Source organism: Rahnella aquatilis CIP 78.65 = ATCC 33071 (assembly GCF_000241955.1).
Lineage (GTDB): Bacteria > Pseudomonadota > Gammaproteobacteria > Enterobacterales > Enterobacteriaceae > Rahnella > Rahnella aquatilis.
In genome coordinates this window covers 4783509-4799269 of sequence record NC_016818.1, presented here as the reverse complement: position 1 = coordinate 4799269, position 15761 = coordinate 4783509, and the positions used below count along the sequence as shown (strand labels likewise).

Annotated in this window: 12 protein-coding genes; 6 read left to right on the top strand and 6 right to left on the bottom strand. The window is 52.3% G+C overall.

Translation table 11 applies throughout. The features are described from left to right. Nucleotides 1–50: 50 nt before the first annotated feature. The 3 genes from glnG to glnA all read right to left on the bottom strand — a co-directional run bounded on the left by glnG (nt 51) and on the right by glnA (nt 4170). A complete protein-coding gene (gene glnG, locus RAHAQ2_RS21705) occupies nt 51–1463 on the bottom strand; it encodes a nitrogen regulation protein NR(I) (protein WP_015699252.1) in 1413 nt (470 codons plus the stop codon). A gap of 7 nt (nt 1464–1470) precedes the next feature. Next, nucleotides 1471–2520, bottom strand: a complete 1050-nt coding sequence (glnL, locus tag RAHAQ2_RS21700) for a nitrogen regulation protein NR(II) (protein ID WP_015699251.1) — start codon at nt 2518–2520, stop codon at nt 1471–1473. 240 nt (nt 2521–2760) lie between these two features. Further along, nucleotides 2761–4170: a glutamate--ammonia ligase gene (gene glnA / locus RAHAQ2_RS21695; RefSeq protein ID WP_013577652.1), complete on the bottom strand. Its 1410-nt coding sequence runs from the start codon at nt 4168–4170 to the stop codon at nt 2761–2763. A 471-nt stretch (nt 4171–4641) separates the two neighbouring features. Between glnA and typA the strand changes: the two genes are divergently transcribed. The 5 genes from typA to fabY all read left to right on the top strand — a co-directional run bounded on the left by typA (nt 4642) and on the right by fabY (nt 9520). Beyond that, a complete protein-coding gene (gene typA, locus RAHAQ2_RS21690) occupies nt 4642–6465 on the top strand; it encodes a ribosome-dependent GTPase TypA (protein WP_015699250.1) in 1824 nt (607 codons plus the stop codon). A 164-nt stretch (nt 6466–6629) separates the two neighbouring features. After that, on the top strand, nt 6630–7217 hold the full coding sequence (yihX, locus tag RAHAQ2_RS21685; protein WP_015699249.1) for a glucose-1-phosphatase: 588 nt from the start codon (nt 6630–6632) through the stop codon (nt 7215–7217). A gap of 11 nt (nt 7218–7228) precedes the next feature. After that, a complete protein-coding gene (locus RAHAQ2_RS21680; RefSeq protein WP_015699248.1) occupies nt 7229–8098 on the top strand; it encodes a virulence factor BrkB family protein in 870 nt (289 codons plus the stop codon). Between the two features lie 18 nt (nt 8099–8116). Continuing rightward, nucleotides 8117–8554 (top strand): D-aminoacyl-tRNA deacylase, encoded by a 438-nt coding sequence (gene dtd / locus RAHAQ2_RS21675; protein ID WP_015699247.1) that lies wholly within the window; start codon nt 8117–8119, stop codon nt 8552–8554. A 33-nt stretch (nt 8555–8587) separates the two neighbouring features. Then, on the top strand, nt 8588–9520 hold the full coding sequence (gene fabY, locus RAHAQ2_RS21670) for a fatty acid biosynthesis protein FabY (protein ID WP_015699246.1): 933 nt from the start codon (nt 8588–8590) through the stop codon (nt 9518–9520). Nucleotides 9521–9588: 68 nt separating this feature from the next. On the opposite strand, the gene RAHAQ2_RS21665 is transcribed toward fabY, so the two are convergent. Together RAHAQ2_RS21665 and RAHAQ2_RS21660 are read right to left on the bottom strand one after the other, a co-directional pair. Next, entirely contained in the window at nt 9589–11283 is a 1695-nt protein-coding gene (locus RAHAQ2_RS21665; protein ID WP_015699245.1) for an AsmA family protein, read from the bottom strand. 153 nt (nt 11284–11436) lie between these two features. Further along, nucleotides 11437–12828: a nucleobase:cation symporter-2 family protein gene (locus RAHAQ2_RS21660; RefSeq protein ID WP_015699244.1), complete on the bottom strand. Its 1392-nt coding sequence runs from the start codon at nt 12826–12828 to the stop codon at nt 11437–11439. A gap of 238 nt (nt 12829–13066) precedes the next feature. Between RAHAQ2_RS21660 and gltS the strand changes: the two genes are divergently transcribed. Next, nucleotides 13067–14278 carry a sodium/glutamate symporter gene (gene gltS / locus RAHAQ2_RS21655; protein ID WP_015699243.1) on the top strand — a complete coding sequence of 404 codons (1212 nt, stop codon included), beginning with the start codon at nt 13067–13069 and terminating at the stop codon, nt 14276–14278. Nucleotides 14279–14331: 53 nt separating this feature from the next. On the opposite strand, the gene RAHAQ2_RS21650 is transcribed toward gltS, so the two are convergent. After that, nucleotides 14332–15657: a PTS cellobiose transporter subunit IIC gene (locus RAHAQ2_RS21650; RefSeq protein WP_015699242.1), complete on the bottom strand. Its 1326-nt coding sequence runs from the start codon at nt 15655–15657 to the stop codon at nt 14332–14334. Nucleotides 15658–15761 lie beyond the last annotated feature (104 nt).

Sequence of the window (15761 nt, the reverse complement as noted above, 5' to 3'; positions counted from 1 at the left end):
AAGCAAAACAGCCGCATGAGCGGCTGTTTTGCTGTCTGGTGCAGGGACTTTTATTCCATGCCCAGTTCTTTCAGTTTGCGGGTCAGGGTATTTCGTCCCCAGCCCAGCAACCGTGCAGCTTCCTGTTTATGCCCCTGAGTATGGCGCAGCGCCGTGGTCAGTAACGTACGTTCCATTTCAGGTTGCGCTTCTGACAGCAGGTTTTGATGACCGGAACGCAGCGCGCGGTCCGCCCATTGTGCCAGCAATGTCGCCCAGCTGTCGGGCAGACTTTGACCCGCGGTTTCCGGGGCAGAGGTTTCAAACAGTTCGCTGGGTAAATCCTGGATCAGCACTTCCTGACCCGCCGCCATGACGGTGAGCCAGCGGCAGGTGTTTTCCAGTTGTCGCACGTTGCCCTGCCATGGCAATCGCGTCAGTGCCGTTTCCGTTTCCGGATGCAGATTTTTCGCTTCCACACCCAGCTCTTTGGCCGCCACTTGCAGGAAATAACGCGCCAGACGCGGAATGTCTTCACGACGTTCACGCAGTGGCGGCAGATGGACGCGGATAACGTTCAGGCGGTGAAATAAATCCTCGCGGAATTTCCCTTCCTGAACCCGTAACTCCAGATTCTGGTGAGTCGCGGCGATAATACGCACGTCCACTTTCACCGGCGCATAACCCCCCACACGATAAAACTGACCATCTGCCAGCACGCGCAGAAGACGGGTTTGCACATCGAGCGGCATATCACCGATTTCATCGAGGAAGAGCGTGCCGTTATCGGCCTGCTCAAAACGTCCCTGACGGACGGTGTTGGCGCCGGTAAACGCCCCTTTCTCGTGGCCAAATAATTCGGACTCGATCAGGTCTTTCGGGATAGCGGCCATATTCAGCGCGATAAAGGGCGATTTAGCGCGCGGGCTGTGGCGATGTAAGGCATGAGCGACCAGCTCTTTACCGGTACCGGATTCCCCGTTAATCAGCACGCTGATTGAAGAACGGGACAAACGGCCGATGATGCGGAATACGTCCTGCATAGCGGGCGCTTCGCCAATAATGTCTGCGGTCGGGCCACTTGCAGGCTGGCTGCGTGCCGGTTGCTGTTGTTCCTGATAATGACTGATAGCACGTTCAACCAGTGCAACGGCTTCGTCAATGTCGAATGGTTTTGGCAGATAATCAAACGCACCTTGCTGATAGGCGCTGACTGCAGCATCCAGATCGGAGTGCGCTGTCATTATGATGACCGGAAGCATCGGGTGGCGTTGTTTAATTTGCTTTAACAGCGCTAAACCGTCCATTCCCGGCATACGGATATCTGATAACAAAACGTCAGGGGTTTGAGTCGCAATGGCATCAAGCACTTCATTGCCGCTGTCAAAGGTGGTGCACGTTAAACCGGCTCCAGTGAGCGCACGTTCAAGTACCCAGCGGATGGAGCTATCGTCATCGACGATCCAGACTATCCCTCGTTGCATAAGAACCTCACTGGCGAATAGGCAGGAATACCGAGAATTCGGTATGTCCTGGCCAACTGTTAAATTCAACTTTACCCGAATGCTGATCAATCAAACTGCGCGCGATGGACAGGCCCAAACCGGTGCCCCCTTCGCGGCCACTGACCATGGGGTAAAAAAGGGTGTCCTGCAAATGCGCCGGTACGCCGGGGCCATCGTCTTCAATATCGATACGGGCCACCAGACGATAACGCACGCCGTGTAACGTAATCTGGAAAGCTGTACGGGTGCGTAATGTAATTGTGCCGCCTTCCTGCCCCAGCGCCTGCAAGGCGTTGCGGGTGATGTTTAATAAAATTTGTTCTATCTGATCAGGGTCGTGCGCCAGTTCCGGCAGACTCGGGTCATAGTCCCGCACCAACTGAACGTTATCCGGCTTCTCCATCGAGACCAGTTGACACACCCGTTCCGCCACCTGATGGATACTTTGCGTCACATGCTGGCTCGGACGTTGCGGGCCCAGCAGTCTGTCGACCAGATTACGCAGACGGTCAGCCTGCTCAATAATGACTTTCGTATATTCCAGCAAGGCCGGATCAGGCAGCGCTCTGGATAATAATTGTGCGGCGCCACGCAATCCGCCGAGCGGATTCTTAATTTCATGCGCCAGCCCGCGGATCAAATCACGCGCGGCAACCTGTTGAGCGTGCTGTAATTGTTCCTGGCTCAGGCGGCGCTGATTATCCATTGGCGCCAGTTCCACCAGAATGAAGCCTTCCGGCAGCATCTGTGCGGTCAGCGACAACACATGCGCGCGGCCGTCTACGACCAGCGTCACTTCACTGTCTGTAAAGCCCTGTCCGGCTGTCAGACTTTCCCGCATTAATTCGATGTTCAGCGAAAAATATCCCACTAGTTCTGGCAAAGGGGTGCCAAAAAGCTTTCGGGAACTTTGCGCCAGTAACTGCTGAGCTGCCGGATTGGCATAATGCACAGCCAATTCGTCGTCTAACAGCAGAACGCTGTTGATTAGGGAATTCAGGATCTGCCCAGCATCGGGCAGCTTGCCAGTTGCCATACCGCAGTCTCCCGCACCTGATTGGTGCATTTTATCTCGTTACCCGGTGAAATCACGGGCCAGAGGGGTTAAGCAGGAAAGAGTGTGGAGAAAAAAGCCCATCCGGAGATGGGCTGAAAGTTTCCACGGCAACAAATATAAATCGTCTAACTTAATTTTGACGCTGAAGGATTTGTTAATACAGGCCTTCAGTCGGGTATTACGCTCAGTGCCTGATTCGAAAATCAGACACTGTTTTTATTAAACGCTGTAATACAGTTCGAACTCAACCGGATGCGGAGTCATACGCACGCGGTCCATTTCTTCTTTACGCAGACCGATATAAGCATCGATAGCGTCGTCAGTGAACACGCCACCACGGGTCAGGAACTCGCGGTCTTCGTTCAGTGCGTTCAGTGCTTCTTCCAGTGAACCTGCAACTTTTGGAATTTCTGCTTCTTCTTCCGGTGGCAGGTCATACAGGTTTTTGTCCATCGCATCGCCAGGGTGGATCTTGTTGATGATACCGTCCAGGCCAGCCATCATCAGTGCCGCAAACGCCAGGTATGGGTTAGCCGCTGGATCAGGGAAGCGTGCTTCAATACGCATCGCTTTAGGCGTTGATACGTGAGGAATACGGATGGATGCAGAACGGTTACGCGCAGAGTAAGCCAGCATGACTGGCGCTTCGTAGCCCGGGACCAAACGTTTGTAGGAGTTGGTGGTCGGGTTTGCGTAGGCGTTGATCGCTTTAGCGTGCTTAATGATACCGCCGATGTAGAACAGTGCCATTTCAGACAGGCCGCCGTATTTGTCGCCAGCGAACAGGTTGTTACCGTTCTTGGACAGAGACATGTGGCAGTGCATACCTGAACCGTTATCGCCAAACATAGGTTTTGGCATGAAGGTCGCCGTTTTGCCAAATGCGTGAGCCACGTTGTGAACCACGTATTTGTAAATTTGGATTTCGTCAGCTTTTTTAGTCAGGGTGTTGAAGCGGGTTGCCACTTCGTTCTGGCCAGCGGTTGCCACTTCGTGGTGATGAGCTTCAACCACCAGACCCATTTCTTCCATGGTCAGACACATGGTTGAACGCAGATCCTGGGAGGAGTCGACCGGAGGAACCGGGAAGTAACCGCCTTTTACTGCAGGACGATGGCCTTTGTTGCCGCCTTCGTATTTGGTGCTTGAGTTCCATGCGCCTTCGATATCATCGATAGCGACGTGAGAACCGGAGATGCTGCTGCCGAAGCGCACATCATCAAACAGGAAGAACTCTGGCTCTGGCCCGAACAGCACGGTGTCCGCGATACCGGAAGAACGCAGGAAATCTTCTGCACGTTTTGCGGTAGAACGTGGGTCGCGGTCATAACCTTGCAGCGTGGTTGGCTCAAGGATGTCGCAACGAATGATCAGGGTGGTTTCTTCGTAGAACGGGTCAAGAACAGCAGTGCTCGCATCTGGCATCAGGACCATGTCAGATTCGTTAATGCCTTTCCAGCCACCGATTGAAGAGCCATCAAACATTTTGCCTTCTTCGAAGAAGTCAGCGCTAACCTGGTGCGCAGGAATGGTGACGTGCTGCTCTTTGCCTTTGGTATCAGTGAAGCGTAAATCTACGAATTTCACTTCATGCTCATTCAGCATCGTCAAAACGTGTTCAGCGGACATACTAGTTCTCCCGAATTTCTCATTATCGTCGTGGAACGAATAACCATTTTTGGTCTTTAGTTGGAAATAACAGCCTTACTGGAACTGGCGTGCAGACTGAACAGCGCTATTATTTGTCTGGTCAGGCTCTTCACTCTGTAAAAAATTTTTTACCCTAAAAAACTTTTACTCTAAAAACTATTAGCGAAAACTGTGCCAACTTTGAGAAAATGCAAACAACGCCATTTTACAGGGCTTTTGCACTCGACAAGTATGCACCATAACGGAATTACTGCACTAAAATGGTGCTGGTGGTGAGATGCAAGGCACCAAAAAGGTGCGTAATAATGGTTCAGTGGTCTTTTTGCACCGTGAAAGGGATCACAAAGTAACCATCCATAAGTTGTTTCAACAAGATCCTTGTGATCTTGTTTAGAACCTCGCTTAATACGTGTACAATAGCGCGCTATTTCTAATGCCTGAGGCAAAGCTGTGATCGAAAATTTGCGTAACATCGCCATTATTGCCCACGTTGACCATGGTAAAACCACCCTGGTCGACAAGCTGCTGCAACAATCCGGTACTTTCGGAGAACGTGTAGAAGCCACTGAACGCGTAATGGACTCCAACGATTTGGAGAAAGAGCGTGGGATTACCATCCTCGCAAAAAACACCGCCATTAATTGGAAAGACTACCGCATCAACATCGTGGATACCCCGGGACACGCCGACTTCGGCGGTGAGGTAGAGCGTGTGATGTCAATGGTCGACTCGGTGCTGCTGGTTGTGGATGCAATGGATGGCCCAATGCCGCAAACCCGTTTCGTGACCAAAAAAGCCTTCGCTAATGGTCTGAAACCGATCGTGGTAATCAACAAGGTTGACCGCCCTGGCGCGCGTCCTGACTGGGTTGTTGATCAGGTCTTCGACCTGTTCGTAAACCTGGACGCAACCGACGAACAACTCGATTTCCCAATCATCTATGCATCAGCACTGATGGGTATTGCGGGTAACGACCATAACGATATGGCCGAAGACATGACCCCGCTGTATCAGGCGATCGTTGACCACGTATCTCCGCCACAAGTTGAGATGGAAGCACCTTTCCAGATGCAAATCTCTCAGCTGGACTACAACAACTATGTTGGCGTCATCGGCATCGGCCGTATCAAACGCGGTACCGTTAAGCCTAACCAGCAAGTCACTGTCATCGACAGCGAAGGCAAAACCCGTAACGGTAAAGTCGGTAAAGTGCTGACCCACATGGGTCTTGAGCGCATCGAAGCGACTGTTGCTGAAGCCGGCGACATCATCGCCATCACCGGCCTGGGCGAACTGAACATCTCCGACACCATCTGTGATCCGGCGAATGTTGAAGCTCTGCCAGCGCTGAGCGTTGATGAACCAACTGTAACCATGTACTTCAACGTAAACACCTCTCCGTTCTGTGGTAAAGAAGGTAAGTATGTGACTTCGCGTCAGATCCTCGACCGTCTGAACAAAGAACTGGTGCACAACGTTGCATTGCGTGTTGAAGAAACTGAAGATGCTGATGCATTCCGCGTTTCAGGCCGTGGCGAACTTCACCTGTCGGTTCTGATCGAAAACATGCGTCGTGAAGGTTTCGAGCTGGCGGTTTCCCGTCCTAAAGTTATCAACCGTAAAATTGATGGCCGCATGCAAGAGCCATTCGAGAACGTGACACTGGATATCGAAGAGCAACACCAGGGTTCTGTAATGCAGGCCATGGGTGAGCGTAAAGGCGATGTCAAAGACATGATCCCAGACGGCAAAGGTCGTATCCGTCTTGATTACCTGATCCCTGCACGTGGCCTGATCGGCTTCCGTACCGAATTCATGACCATGACTTCGGGTACCGGTCTGCTGTACTCCACGTTCAGCCACTACGATGACGTTCGTCCGGGCGAAATCGGCCAGCGTCAGAACGGCGTGCTGATCTCCAACGGTCAGGGTAAAGCGGTTGCGTTCGCACTGTTCAGCCTGCAAGACCGCGGTAAACTGTTCCTGGGCCACGGCGCAGAAGTGTATGAGGGCCAGATCATCGGTATTCACTCACGTTCTAACGACCTGACCGTGAACTGCCTGACCGGTAAGAAACTGACCAACATGCGTGCGTCCGGTACTGACGAAGCAACGACACTGGTTCCTGCTATCAAAATGTCTCTGGAGCAAGCTCTGGAATTCATCGATGATGACGAACTGGTCGAAGTGACTCCTCTGTCTGTGCGTATCCGTAAACGTCACCTGACCGAGAACGATCGTAAACGTGCAATGCGTGGTCCTAAAGAAGGTTAATCTTCTTTAACGTTTGCCGTTACACAGAAACAGGGTGCCTTCGGGTACCCTGTTTTTTTTATGTTTTTTTCTCCTCTGTTGATTAAACCTCGTCGCGTTCCCCCTGTTCACTTGTACGTTTTACCGCTAAAGTTAACTGTCATCTTTGAAATCAGGAGCGTGCAATGCTGTACATTTTTGATATGGGAAACGTCATTATTGATATTGATTTCAAACGAGTGCTGGGGGTGTGGAGCCATCTGAGTGGTACCCCGCTGGCGACGCTGACCGAGCGGTTTTCAATGGGCGAGGTGTTCCAGAAACACGAGCGTGGTGAAATCAGCGACGAACAGTTTGCTGCCGATTTGTGTCATGAAATGGGTATCGCGCTAAGCTTTGAACAATTCAGTGCGGGCTGGCATGCGGTGTTTGTTGGTCTGCGTCCTGAGGTTATCGCCCTGTTCCAGAAACTGCGCGAAGAAGGCCATCGTGTCGTCGTGCTTTCGAATACCAACCGCTTGCATCTGGATTTCTGGCCTCATCATTATCCGGAAATCGAAGCCAATACCGACGCGATGTATCTCTCACAAAATCTGGGGATGCGCAAACCGGAGCCCGAAATCTTCCTGCACGTTCTGGAGAAAGAAGGATTCACTGCCGATCAGGCCGTGTTCTTTGATGATGTTGCTGAAAATATCGAAGCCGCCCGGGCGGCTGGCATTGAGGCTGTATGGGTGGAAGATAACCAGACGGTACCGAAATACTTTTCCTGAAGGATGTAAGGATGCAGAAAAGGGCACTGAGCCACTCCCTAAAATCGTTGTGGAAATTTACGCGCCTGCTCTTAAAGCGTTCGGATAAAGATGGCCTGACGCTTCTTGCGGGCCATCTGGCCTATGTCTCTTTGCTTTCTCTCGTGCCGCTGATTGCGGTGGTATTTTCACTTTTTGCCTTATTCCCTGTTTTTTCAGAAATCAGCATGCAGCTGAAAACCTTCATCTTTTCCAACTTCATGCCTGCGACCGGTAATACAATCCAGCGTTATCTGGAACAGTTTGTTGCCAACTCCAGCAAAATGACGGCCGTGGGTACCTGCGGATTAATCGTTACCGCATTGCTTCTGATCGCCTCAGTAGACAGCGTGCTGAACAAAATCTGGGACAGCAAAACCAAACGTCCGATCGTCTTCTCCTTTGCCGTCTACTGGATGGTTTTAACGCTCGGGCCTATTTTGCTGGTCGCCAGTGTGGCGGTCAGCTCGTATCTGCTCTCCCTGAACTGGCTGAATATCAGCGGCGTGCATTCGGTGATCGACCACGCCCTGCGCATCCTGCCTTTGCTGATTTCCTGGGTGACATTCTGGCTGCTTTATCAGGTGGTACCGACAGTCAGAGTGCCGGCGAAAGATGCGCTGGTGGGCGCGCTGGTCTCCGGCGTATTATTCGAGTTGAGTAAAAAAATCTTCACCTTATACATCCAGCTTTTCCCGTCGTATCAGTTGATTTACGGTGTACTGGCTGTGATCCCTATTTTATTTCTCTGGGTTTATGTCAGCTGGTGTATCGTGCTTCTCGGTGCGGAAATTACCGTCACGCTGGGCGAGTATCGTTCTCTGAGAAAATTGCAATCTGCTCAACATGTGGCAGAAGAATAATCAGTCCGAAGGATTTGTATGATTGCGTTAATTCAGCGGGTATTGAATGCCAGCGTTACGATCGATGGCGAAATCTGTGGCCAGATAGGACCGGGGTTACTGGTTTTACTGGGCGTTGAACAGGGCGATGACGAACAAAAAGCCAAACGCCTGTGTGAACGGGTGATCGGGTACCGAATCTTCGGTGACGAAAATGACAAGATGAATCTGAACGTGCAGCAGGCCGGTGGCAGCCTGCTGGTGGTGTCGCAGTTCACGCTTGCGGCGGACACACAAAAAGGCATGCGTCCCGGGTTCTCGCGCGGGGCTGAGCCACAGGAAGCGGATCGGTTATATCAGTATTTTTGCGGGCAGTGCCGGGAAAAAGGCATTGCTACCGAAACCGGACGCTTTGCAGCGGATATGAAAGTGGCACTGGTGAACGACGGGCCGGTGACCTTCTGGCTACAAGTCTGATCCATAAGGCATAACGCCGGAGAGAAAGCATCTATGTATCATCTGAGAGTACCGACGACCGAAAAAGAACTGGCCGCCTATTACCGATTCCGCTGGGAAATGCTGCGTAAACCGTTGCATCAGCCGGAGGGTTCAGAGCGTGATGCCTACGATTCCATCGCCCATCATCAGATGGTGGTTGATGAAAATGGCGAACCGGTGGCGGTTGGTCGTTTATACATCAATGCCGATAACGAAGCCTCTATCCGCTTTCTGGCGGTTGATCCGAATGTCCAGGACAAAGGGCTGGGGACGCTGGTCGCGATGACCCTGGAGTCTGTGGCGCGTCAGGAAGGGGTAAAACGTGTGGTCTGTAGCGCCCGCGAAGATGCCGTGGATTTCTTTGCCAAACTGGGCTTTGTAAATCAGGGTGAAATCACCACACCGCAAACCACGCCGGTTCGCCATTTCCTGATGATCAAACCCATCGAAACGCTGGATGATATTCTGCATCGTCCCGACTGGTGCGGTCAGCTGCAACAGGCCTGGTATGACCATATCCCGCTCAGCGAAAAAATGGGCGTGCGTATCAGTCAGTACACCGGGCAGCGATTTGTCACCACGATGCCGGAAACGGGCAACCAGAATCCTCACCATACGTTATTCGCTGGCAGTTTGTTTTCGCTGGCAACGCTGACCGGCTGGGGGCTGATCTGGCTGTTGCTACGTGAACGTCATCTGGGTGGCACCATTGTGCTGGCGGATGCACATATCCGTTACAGCATGCCGGTGACCGGAAGACCTCGTGCTGTTGCCGATCTGGGCTCTGTCCGTGGTGATCTCGACCGTCTGGCCCGCGGGCGTAAAGCGCGCGTGCAACTCGAAGTGAATTTGTACGGCGATGAGATAGACGGCGCGGTATTTGAAGGCACTTATCTGGTGTTGCCCGCCGCGCCAGGCGCACCGCTGGAACCTGAAATTAACTGATTTGTGTTAATCCCAAACAAAAGGCACCGCAATGGCGGTGCCTTTTGCATTATGGCCGCTGAACTGATTTAGGGAACAGCGGGCGCTTGCGCACCGGAAACCAGTCCGTTCACCATTGTCTGGTCAATGCTCTGGCTGCCGTTTATCTGTAAGGTACCGCTGAGCGTGGGTTTGTAATCCACGTTTGCTGGCATCTGCCCTTGCAGATTCAGTTGCATATTGGCGTTACCTTCCATTGCCACATGTGGCCATCCCCAGTTTTCCAGCTGATTTGCCGGTACCGAGCGACCGGTCATCTTCACAGAGAAATGACGCTGCGGCTGTTGATCAACTGTCGCACTGGCTTCCAGCAATCCTTCTTTGGTAAAGGCACTCAGCTCTGCAATATTTACCTGACGATCGTTCGCCTCCAGCGTGATGGAAGGACGGCGCACGTCATTGCGGTTGAACGTCGCTTCGCTGGCATTCAGATTCAGCTTACCGTTCCAGATCCCCCACTGATGATTACGCGCCAGCAGCAGGTTACTGCCGAGTCCATCAAGCGCGGTCAGCTGGAAGGGGAACTGCGGATTGATATCAATAATCAGGTTCCGGTTAGCAATGAACCGGCTGATAAAGACTTCAGACAGCGAATCCGGCAGTGCCTGATTCCAGAGTTGTTTCCAGTTTTCCGGCAAGGTGTATTCCAGTCCCGCAACAGACACTTCATCAAGCTGAAGGCGTTTGTTGGCGCGCAGCCAGTTGCCGGTCATGCGCAGTAAACTGCGCTCCCAGCGTGCCGTCGCTTGTTTGATCGCAATGCCCTGCGGCGAAAGGTCGAGGCTGATGATCGGATCCTGAATATGCAGATTACCGTCAATCATGTCGGTCGCATTCAGCGTGATTTCGCCGTCATCGCTTTGCCAGTCACCTTTTTCAAGCGTCAGATCTTGCACGGACAAATCAACGTCGCTGAATGCCCAATCCGTTCCCTGTAAACGGGCGTCGATCAGATCAAAGCGCTGAATAGTCACTTTGGGCAGGGACTGGAAGTCGTCGAAGAAAGCTGAAAGCGGTTTTGAAGTTTGCAGACGCACATTGCTCAGACGCAGGTTTTCAATGTTCCAGCTACCGTCGGCGGCCTGTGTGGCTTTGCCCGTTAGCTGACCGCGCGCCAGATCGCCGCCAAAATTACTCAGCGTCAGATTTTTATTATTGATGTTGCCCTGAATCAGCACATTTTCGGCTGGCAGGCCGTTGACGGTCAGGCTGGCGGCGCTTAACTGGAAGTCGGCTTTATCGCCTAAAAGCTGATTGGGTTTAGGCTGCCACGGTGAAATACCGGCGTTAATCTGCTGACCCTGAATGTCTAAGCCAGCGGTATTGCCGGTGAGCGCCATTTTACTCAGTTGCAGGGTATTGGCCTGCAATGGCAAATTCATTGACGAAGGGCTGACATTGAGACGTCCGCTGACCAGCACGACGCGATCGAAAAAGCGCGGTTCGGTGATCTGACGCCAGCTTAAATCCAGATCGACTTCCCCGGCACTGAGAATTTCCGGGTGATTCTTTTGCCCGAAGACAACATTGTTTAACGTCACCCGACCCGGCGACGACCAGTTATGGTCGAGTTTCTCCACGGAGAGACGGTACTCGCTGTTATTGCTGACCCAGCGACTGACCCAGCCAGCCGCCCAGCGGGTTTGCAACAGGACGTACACCAGCACGATCGCCAGCACCAGAAGTAAGGCGAACGTCAGCAAAATTTTACCGATAAATCTCATCGTCTGGAGCCCTGTAACGGGAAAATGGAAAAAGATTCTTTGTTTATGCCGCAAACAGCGACTTTTCTCAACAGGTTAGCCGAATGGAGGCAATAAAAAGCGGCAGGGGTTCCAGACCTTCTGCCGCTGTTGCACGCGGATTACATCCGGTGATTACTTTTCGTGAGGGAAAACCAGATTCAGAACAATCGCAGTAATGCCGCCTGCCGCAATGCCAGAAGAGAGAAGGGTTTTCAGCCAGTCTGGCGCGAATTGCAGGATCAGCGGTTGCTGGGAAACACCCATACCGACAGCGAGAGAAAGCGCCATGATCATAATCGCGCGGCGGTTCAGACGCTCGCGGGAAACAATACGCACACCCGAAGCGGCAATGGTACCGAACATCACGATGGTGGCGCCACCCAGCACCGGTTCAGGAATATGCTGCACAAAGCCTGCAACGGCAGGGAACAGCCCGAGGAGAATCAGCATCAGCGCGACCACAAAACCGACATAACGGCTGGCAACGCCGGTCAGCTGAATGACGCCGTTGTTTTGTCCGAAGCAGGAATTCGGGAAGGTGTTAAATACCGCAGAAAGCATCGAGTTCAGGCCATTGGCCAGCACGCCGCCTTTGATGCGCTTCATGTAAAGCGGGCCGCTGACTGGCTGCTCAGAAACGTCTGAAGTGGCCGTAATATCACCGATGGTTTCCAGCGATGTCACCATGAAAATCAGCATCAGCGGGATCAGCAGATTCCAGTCAAAACCCAGCCCGTAATACAGCGGCGTCGGTAATGTTATCCAGTTACCTTGCGCGGCTGGCGCGACGGTTGGCAACATGCCCGTCATCCAGGCCACCAGATAACCCACAGCCATCGCGATAACCAGAGATGCCACGCGCAGGTAAGGATTACGTTGACGGTTTAGCAGAACAATCACCACCAGCACGACGGCGGCCAGCAGCAGATTTTTCGGTGCGCCGAAAGTGTGATCGCTCATGGCTGCATATCCGCCGCCGATAGATGTCAGCCCGACCTGAATCAGTGACAGCCCGATAATCATTACCACGATGCCGGAAACCAGCGGCGTAATAATGCGGCGCGCGAGATGCAGGAAACGGGAAAGAATGATTTCGGTACAGGAAGCCAGCATCAGCGTGCCGAACAGCGCCGCCATCATGGTCGGCACATCCGCACCGCCATTTTTCAGCGCCATCCCGCCCATGATAAGCGGAGCGACAAAGTTAAAGCTGGTGCCCTGAATCGAAAGTAAACCTGAGCCGACCGGCCCCCAGGTTTTAATCTGCAAAATAGACGCCAGGCCAGAGGCGAACAGCGACATGCTGATGATGTGCTGCGTGTCCTGCGCAGGTAAACCCAGCGCCTGACAAATCAGTAATGCCGGTGTGATTACCGCAACAAACATCGCCAGCAGGTGCTGACAGGCGGCGAATAACGTCTGAGGTAAAGGCGGGCGGTCCTCGAGCCGGTAAATCAGTTCACTTTTTTGCTGGCGGGAGAGATCGGGTTGCTGTGTTTCTTGTTCTGCGGGTTGCGAACTCATGCTGTGGCATTCCAATAAGCGGCAAAGCGGGCATTTTTATTGAAATTAACGATAAAAGCAATCGTTTGCTAACGGCAATATTCCACGGCTGGTTTGGGATTGGGCGGGATTTATAGCCTGTTTTTCTTGCCTGATGCAGCGTGAATGACTTCTAATTCAGCTTCTGGGAAAAAACATGTCAGTGAAAATTTTATAAGCAATTAATTTTATTGTATTTATTTTAAAATGGAGTTCGTGAATGATTCAACTCGATACCTACGGCACACTGGTTGCCGCCACACTGGTACTCCTTTTAGGACGGAAATGCGTTCAGTCGGTCAAATTCCTCAAAAAATACACCATTCCTGAACCCGTTGCCGGTGGTTTGCTGGTCGCTTTGCTGTTGCTGATCGCCAATCAGATGTTCGGCTGGGAAGTCGGTTTCGACATGTCTTTAAAAGAGCCACTGATGCTGGCCTTCTTCGCAACCATTGGCCTTAATGCCAATCTTGCAAGCCTGCGGGCAGGCGGAAAATCCCTGTTTCTGCTGGTGTTTATTGTCGTGGGTTTACTGCTTTTACAAAATGCCATTGGTATCGGTATGGCGAAAATGCTGGGGCTGGACCCGCTGATGGGTTTGCTGGCGGGGTCGATTACCCTTTCAGGCGGCCACGGCACCGGCGCGGCATGGAGCAAGCTGTTTATCGAGCGTTATGGTTTTGAAAATGCGACGGAAGTCGCGATGGCTTGCGCGACCTTTGGTCTGGTGCTCGGCGGCATTATTGGCGGCCCGGTAGCGCGCTATCTGGTGAGCCATTCTTCCACACCTCAAGGCACACCTGAAGATACGGTCGATCCGAGCGCATTTGAGAAACCGTCGATTGGCAGGATGATCACGCCACTGGTGATGGTGGAAACCATCGCGCTGATTGCGATCTGCCTGATGGCGGGGACGCACATCTCCGGCCTGTTGCAAGGCTCGGCATTTGAAATTCCAACCTTTGTCTGCGTGCTCTTTGTCGGTGTGATCCTGAGTAATATGCTGGCATGGCTCGGTTTTTACCGTGTCTTCGACCGTGCAGTATCCGTGCTGGGCAACGTCAGTTTATCGCTGTTCCTCGCCATGGCATTGATGAGCCTTAAGTTGTGGGAGATGGCGTCACTCGCGGTGCCGATGATGGCGATTCTTATCGTACAAACCCTTGCAATGGCACTTTACGCGATTTTCGTGACTTATCGCGTGATGGGGAAAAACTACGACGCGGCGGTGCTGGCGGCAGGGCACTGTGGTTTCGGGCTGGGTGCCACCCCGACGGCCATTGCCAATATGCAGGCGATCACCAACCAGTTCGGGCCTTCGCATCTTGCGTTTCTGGTGGTGCCGATGGTGGGCGCATTCTTCATCGATATTGCCAATGCGATTGTGATTAAACTCTATCTGATGCTGCCGATATTCCCGGCCATCAGCTAAAAAAAGGCACAGAAATATCATTTCTGTGCCTGATTTATTCCTTCCCGCCAGGTTTATTGTGCCGCATCCGCCTTTTCAGTGAACATCTGTTCGGCCTCAGCGGCTTTCTCCTGGGTCAGTAACTGCTTCTCGTAGACTTTGAAGAATGGATAATAAATTACCATCGACAACGCCATCAGCAGGATGACCAGAACCGACACTTTGAAATCCCAGCCCATTGCCCATGCCGCACCAATCGGCGCCGGAGATGTCCACGGAACCAGTGAAATCATGTGCGGAAGAATATCCGTCGAAACGGCTAAATAGGCGATGACGGCGTTGACCATCGGTGCCAGCAGGAAGGGGATGAAAAAGACCGGGTTCATCACGATAGGCGTGCCGAAAATCACCGGTTCATTGATATTGAAACAGCTTGGCACCAGGCTGAGTTTTCCCATCGTGCGCAGGTGTGCTGACTTGCTGCGACAAAACAGCAGCACCAGCCCTATGGTTGCACCGGACCCGCCAATCACAATCAGAAAATTCCAGAATGCCTCGGTCATGATGTGTGTCATCGGTAAACCGGCGGCGAGATCTGTCTGATTCAGGCCGAGATTGGTTAACCAAAAAGCCTGCAGCATGCCGGAAACAATGGCCGAGCCATGAATACCGGCAAACCACAGCAGATGGCAAATCAGCACGGCGAGAAGTACAGCAGGCAGCGAGTCGGCGGCAGAAATCAGTGGTTCGAACAGCGCCATAATCGCCTGTGGCAACAACATATCAAACCCTGATTGTATCAGCAGGCTCAGCGGGAAAAGTGTCACCACCACGGCAACAATCGGGATCAGCAAATCAAACGAATGCTTGATGTTTGAAGGCACCTGTTCGGGTAAACGGATACCAATATTGTATTTTTTCAGTAATCGCGTCAGCTCGGTGACATAAATTGCCACCAGAATGGCGGTAAAGATCCCCACGCCGCCCAGCGCTGCTGTCGACATCTTTTCATCAATCTGCGGTGCTGCGACCAGCAGGAAAGACATCAGCGCCAGCATGGCGGTCATGAACGGGTCAAGTTTGTAACTTCTTGCCAGATTGTAGGCGATCGATGCCGAGATATAGATAGACATGATACCCATCGTCATATTGAACGGCGTCAGGATCTGCACTTCATATTTTGCCGAGAGCGCCAGCCAGCTTCTTGCGAAACCCCATGATGATTCAGGCGAAAAGGGTGGATGCACGAAAACCAATAAAAATGATCCAACAATCATAAACGGCATTGCTGAAATAAAGCCGTCGCGCACCGCCATGACATGTCGCTGAGAGGACAGCCGGGCGGCAAAGGGGCTGATTTTCTGTTCTATAAAGGTAAAGAGGGATTGGCTGATACTCATGATGATTTGACCTTATGTTGAGGACATCAGACAGGGTTGCCTTAATTATCATCAGTGTAGTGGCGGGATGTGGAACCGGTTACCGGCTTTACCTCACTCTGTGA

What these genes read in the sequence shown, in the direction of transcription:
- yihX (WP_015699249.1), top strand. Translation starts at nt 6,630, where the DNA reads ATGCTGTACATTTTTGATATGGGAAACGTCATTATTGATATTGATTTC.
- dtd (WP_015699247.1), top strand. Translation starts at nt 8,117, where the DNA reads ATGATTGCGTTAATTCAGCGGGTATTGAATGCCAGCGTTACGATCGAT.
- RAHAQ2_RS21650 (WP_015699242.1), bottom strand. Translation starts at nt 15,657, where the DNA reads ATGAGTATCAGCCAATCCCTCTTTACCTTTATAGAACAGAAAATCAGC.
- RAHAQ2_RS21660 (WP_015699244.1), bottom strand. Translation starts at nt 12,828, where the DNA reads ATGAGTTCGCAACCCGCAGAACAAGAAACACAGCAACCCGATCTCTCC.
- glnA (WP_013577652.1), bottom strand. Translation starts at nt 4,170, where the DNA reads ATGTCCGCTGAACACGTTTTGACGATGCTGAATGAGCATGAAGTGAAA.
- glnG (WP_015699252.1), bottom strand. Translation starts at nt 1,463, where the DNA reads ATGCAACGAGGGATAGTCTGGATCGTCGATGACGATAGCTCCATCCGC.
- fabY (WP_015699246.1), top strand. Translation starts at nt 8,588, where the DNA reads ATGTATCATCTGAGAGTACCGACGACCGAAAAAGAACTGGCCGCCTAT.
- RAHAQ2_RS21665 (WP_015699245.1), bottom strand. Translation starts at nt 11,283, where the DNA reads ATGAGATTTATCGGTAAAATTTTGCTGACGTTCGCCTTACTTCTGGTG.
- RAHAQ2_RS21680 (WP_015699248.1), top strand. Translation starts at nt 7,229, where the DNA reads ATGCAGAAAAGGGCACTGAGCCACTCCCTAAAATCGTTGTGGAAATTT.
- glnL (WP_015699251.1), bottom strand. Translation starts at nt 2,520, where the DNA reads ATGGCAACTGGCAAGCTGCCCGATGCTGGGCAGATCCTGAATTCCCTA.
- gltS (WP_015699243.1), top strand. Translation starts at nt 13,067, where the DNA reads ATGATTCAACTCGATACCTACGGCACACTGGTTGCCGCCACACTGGTA.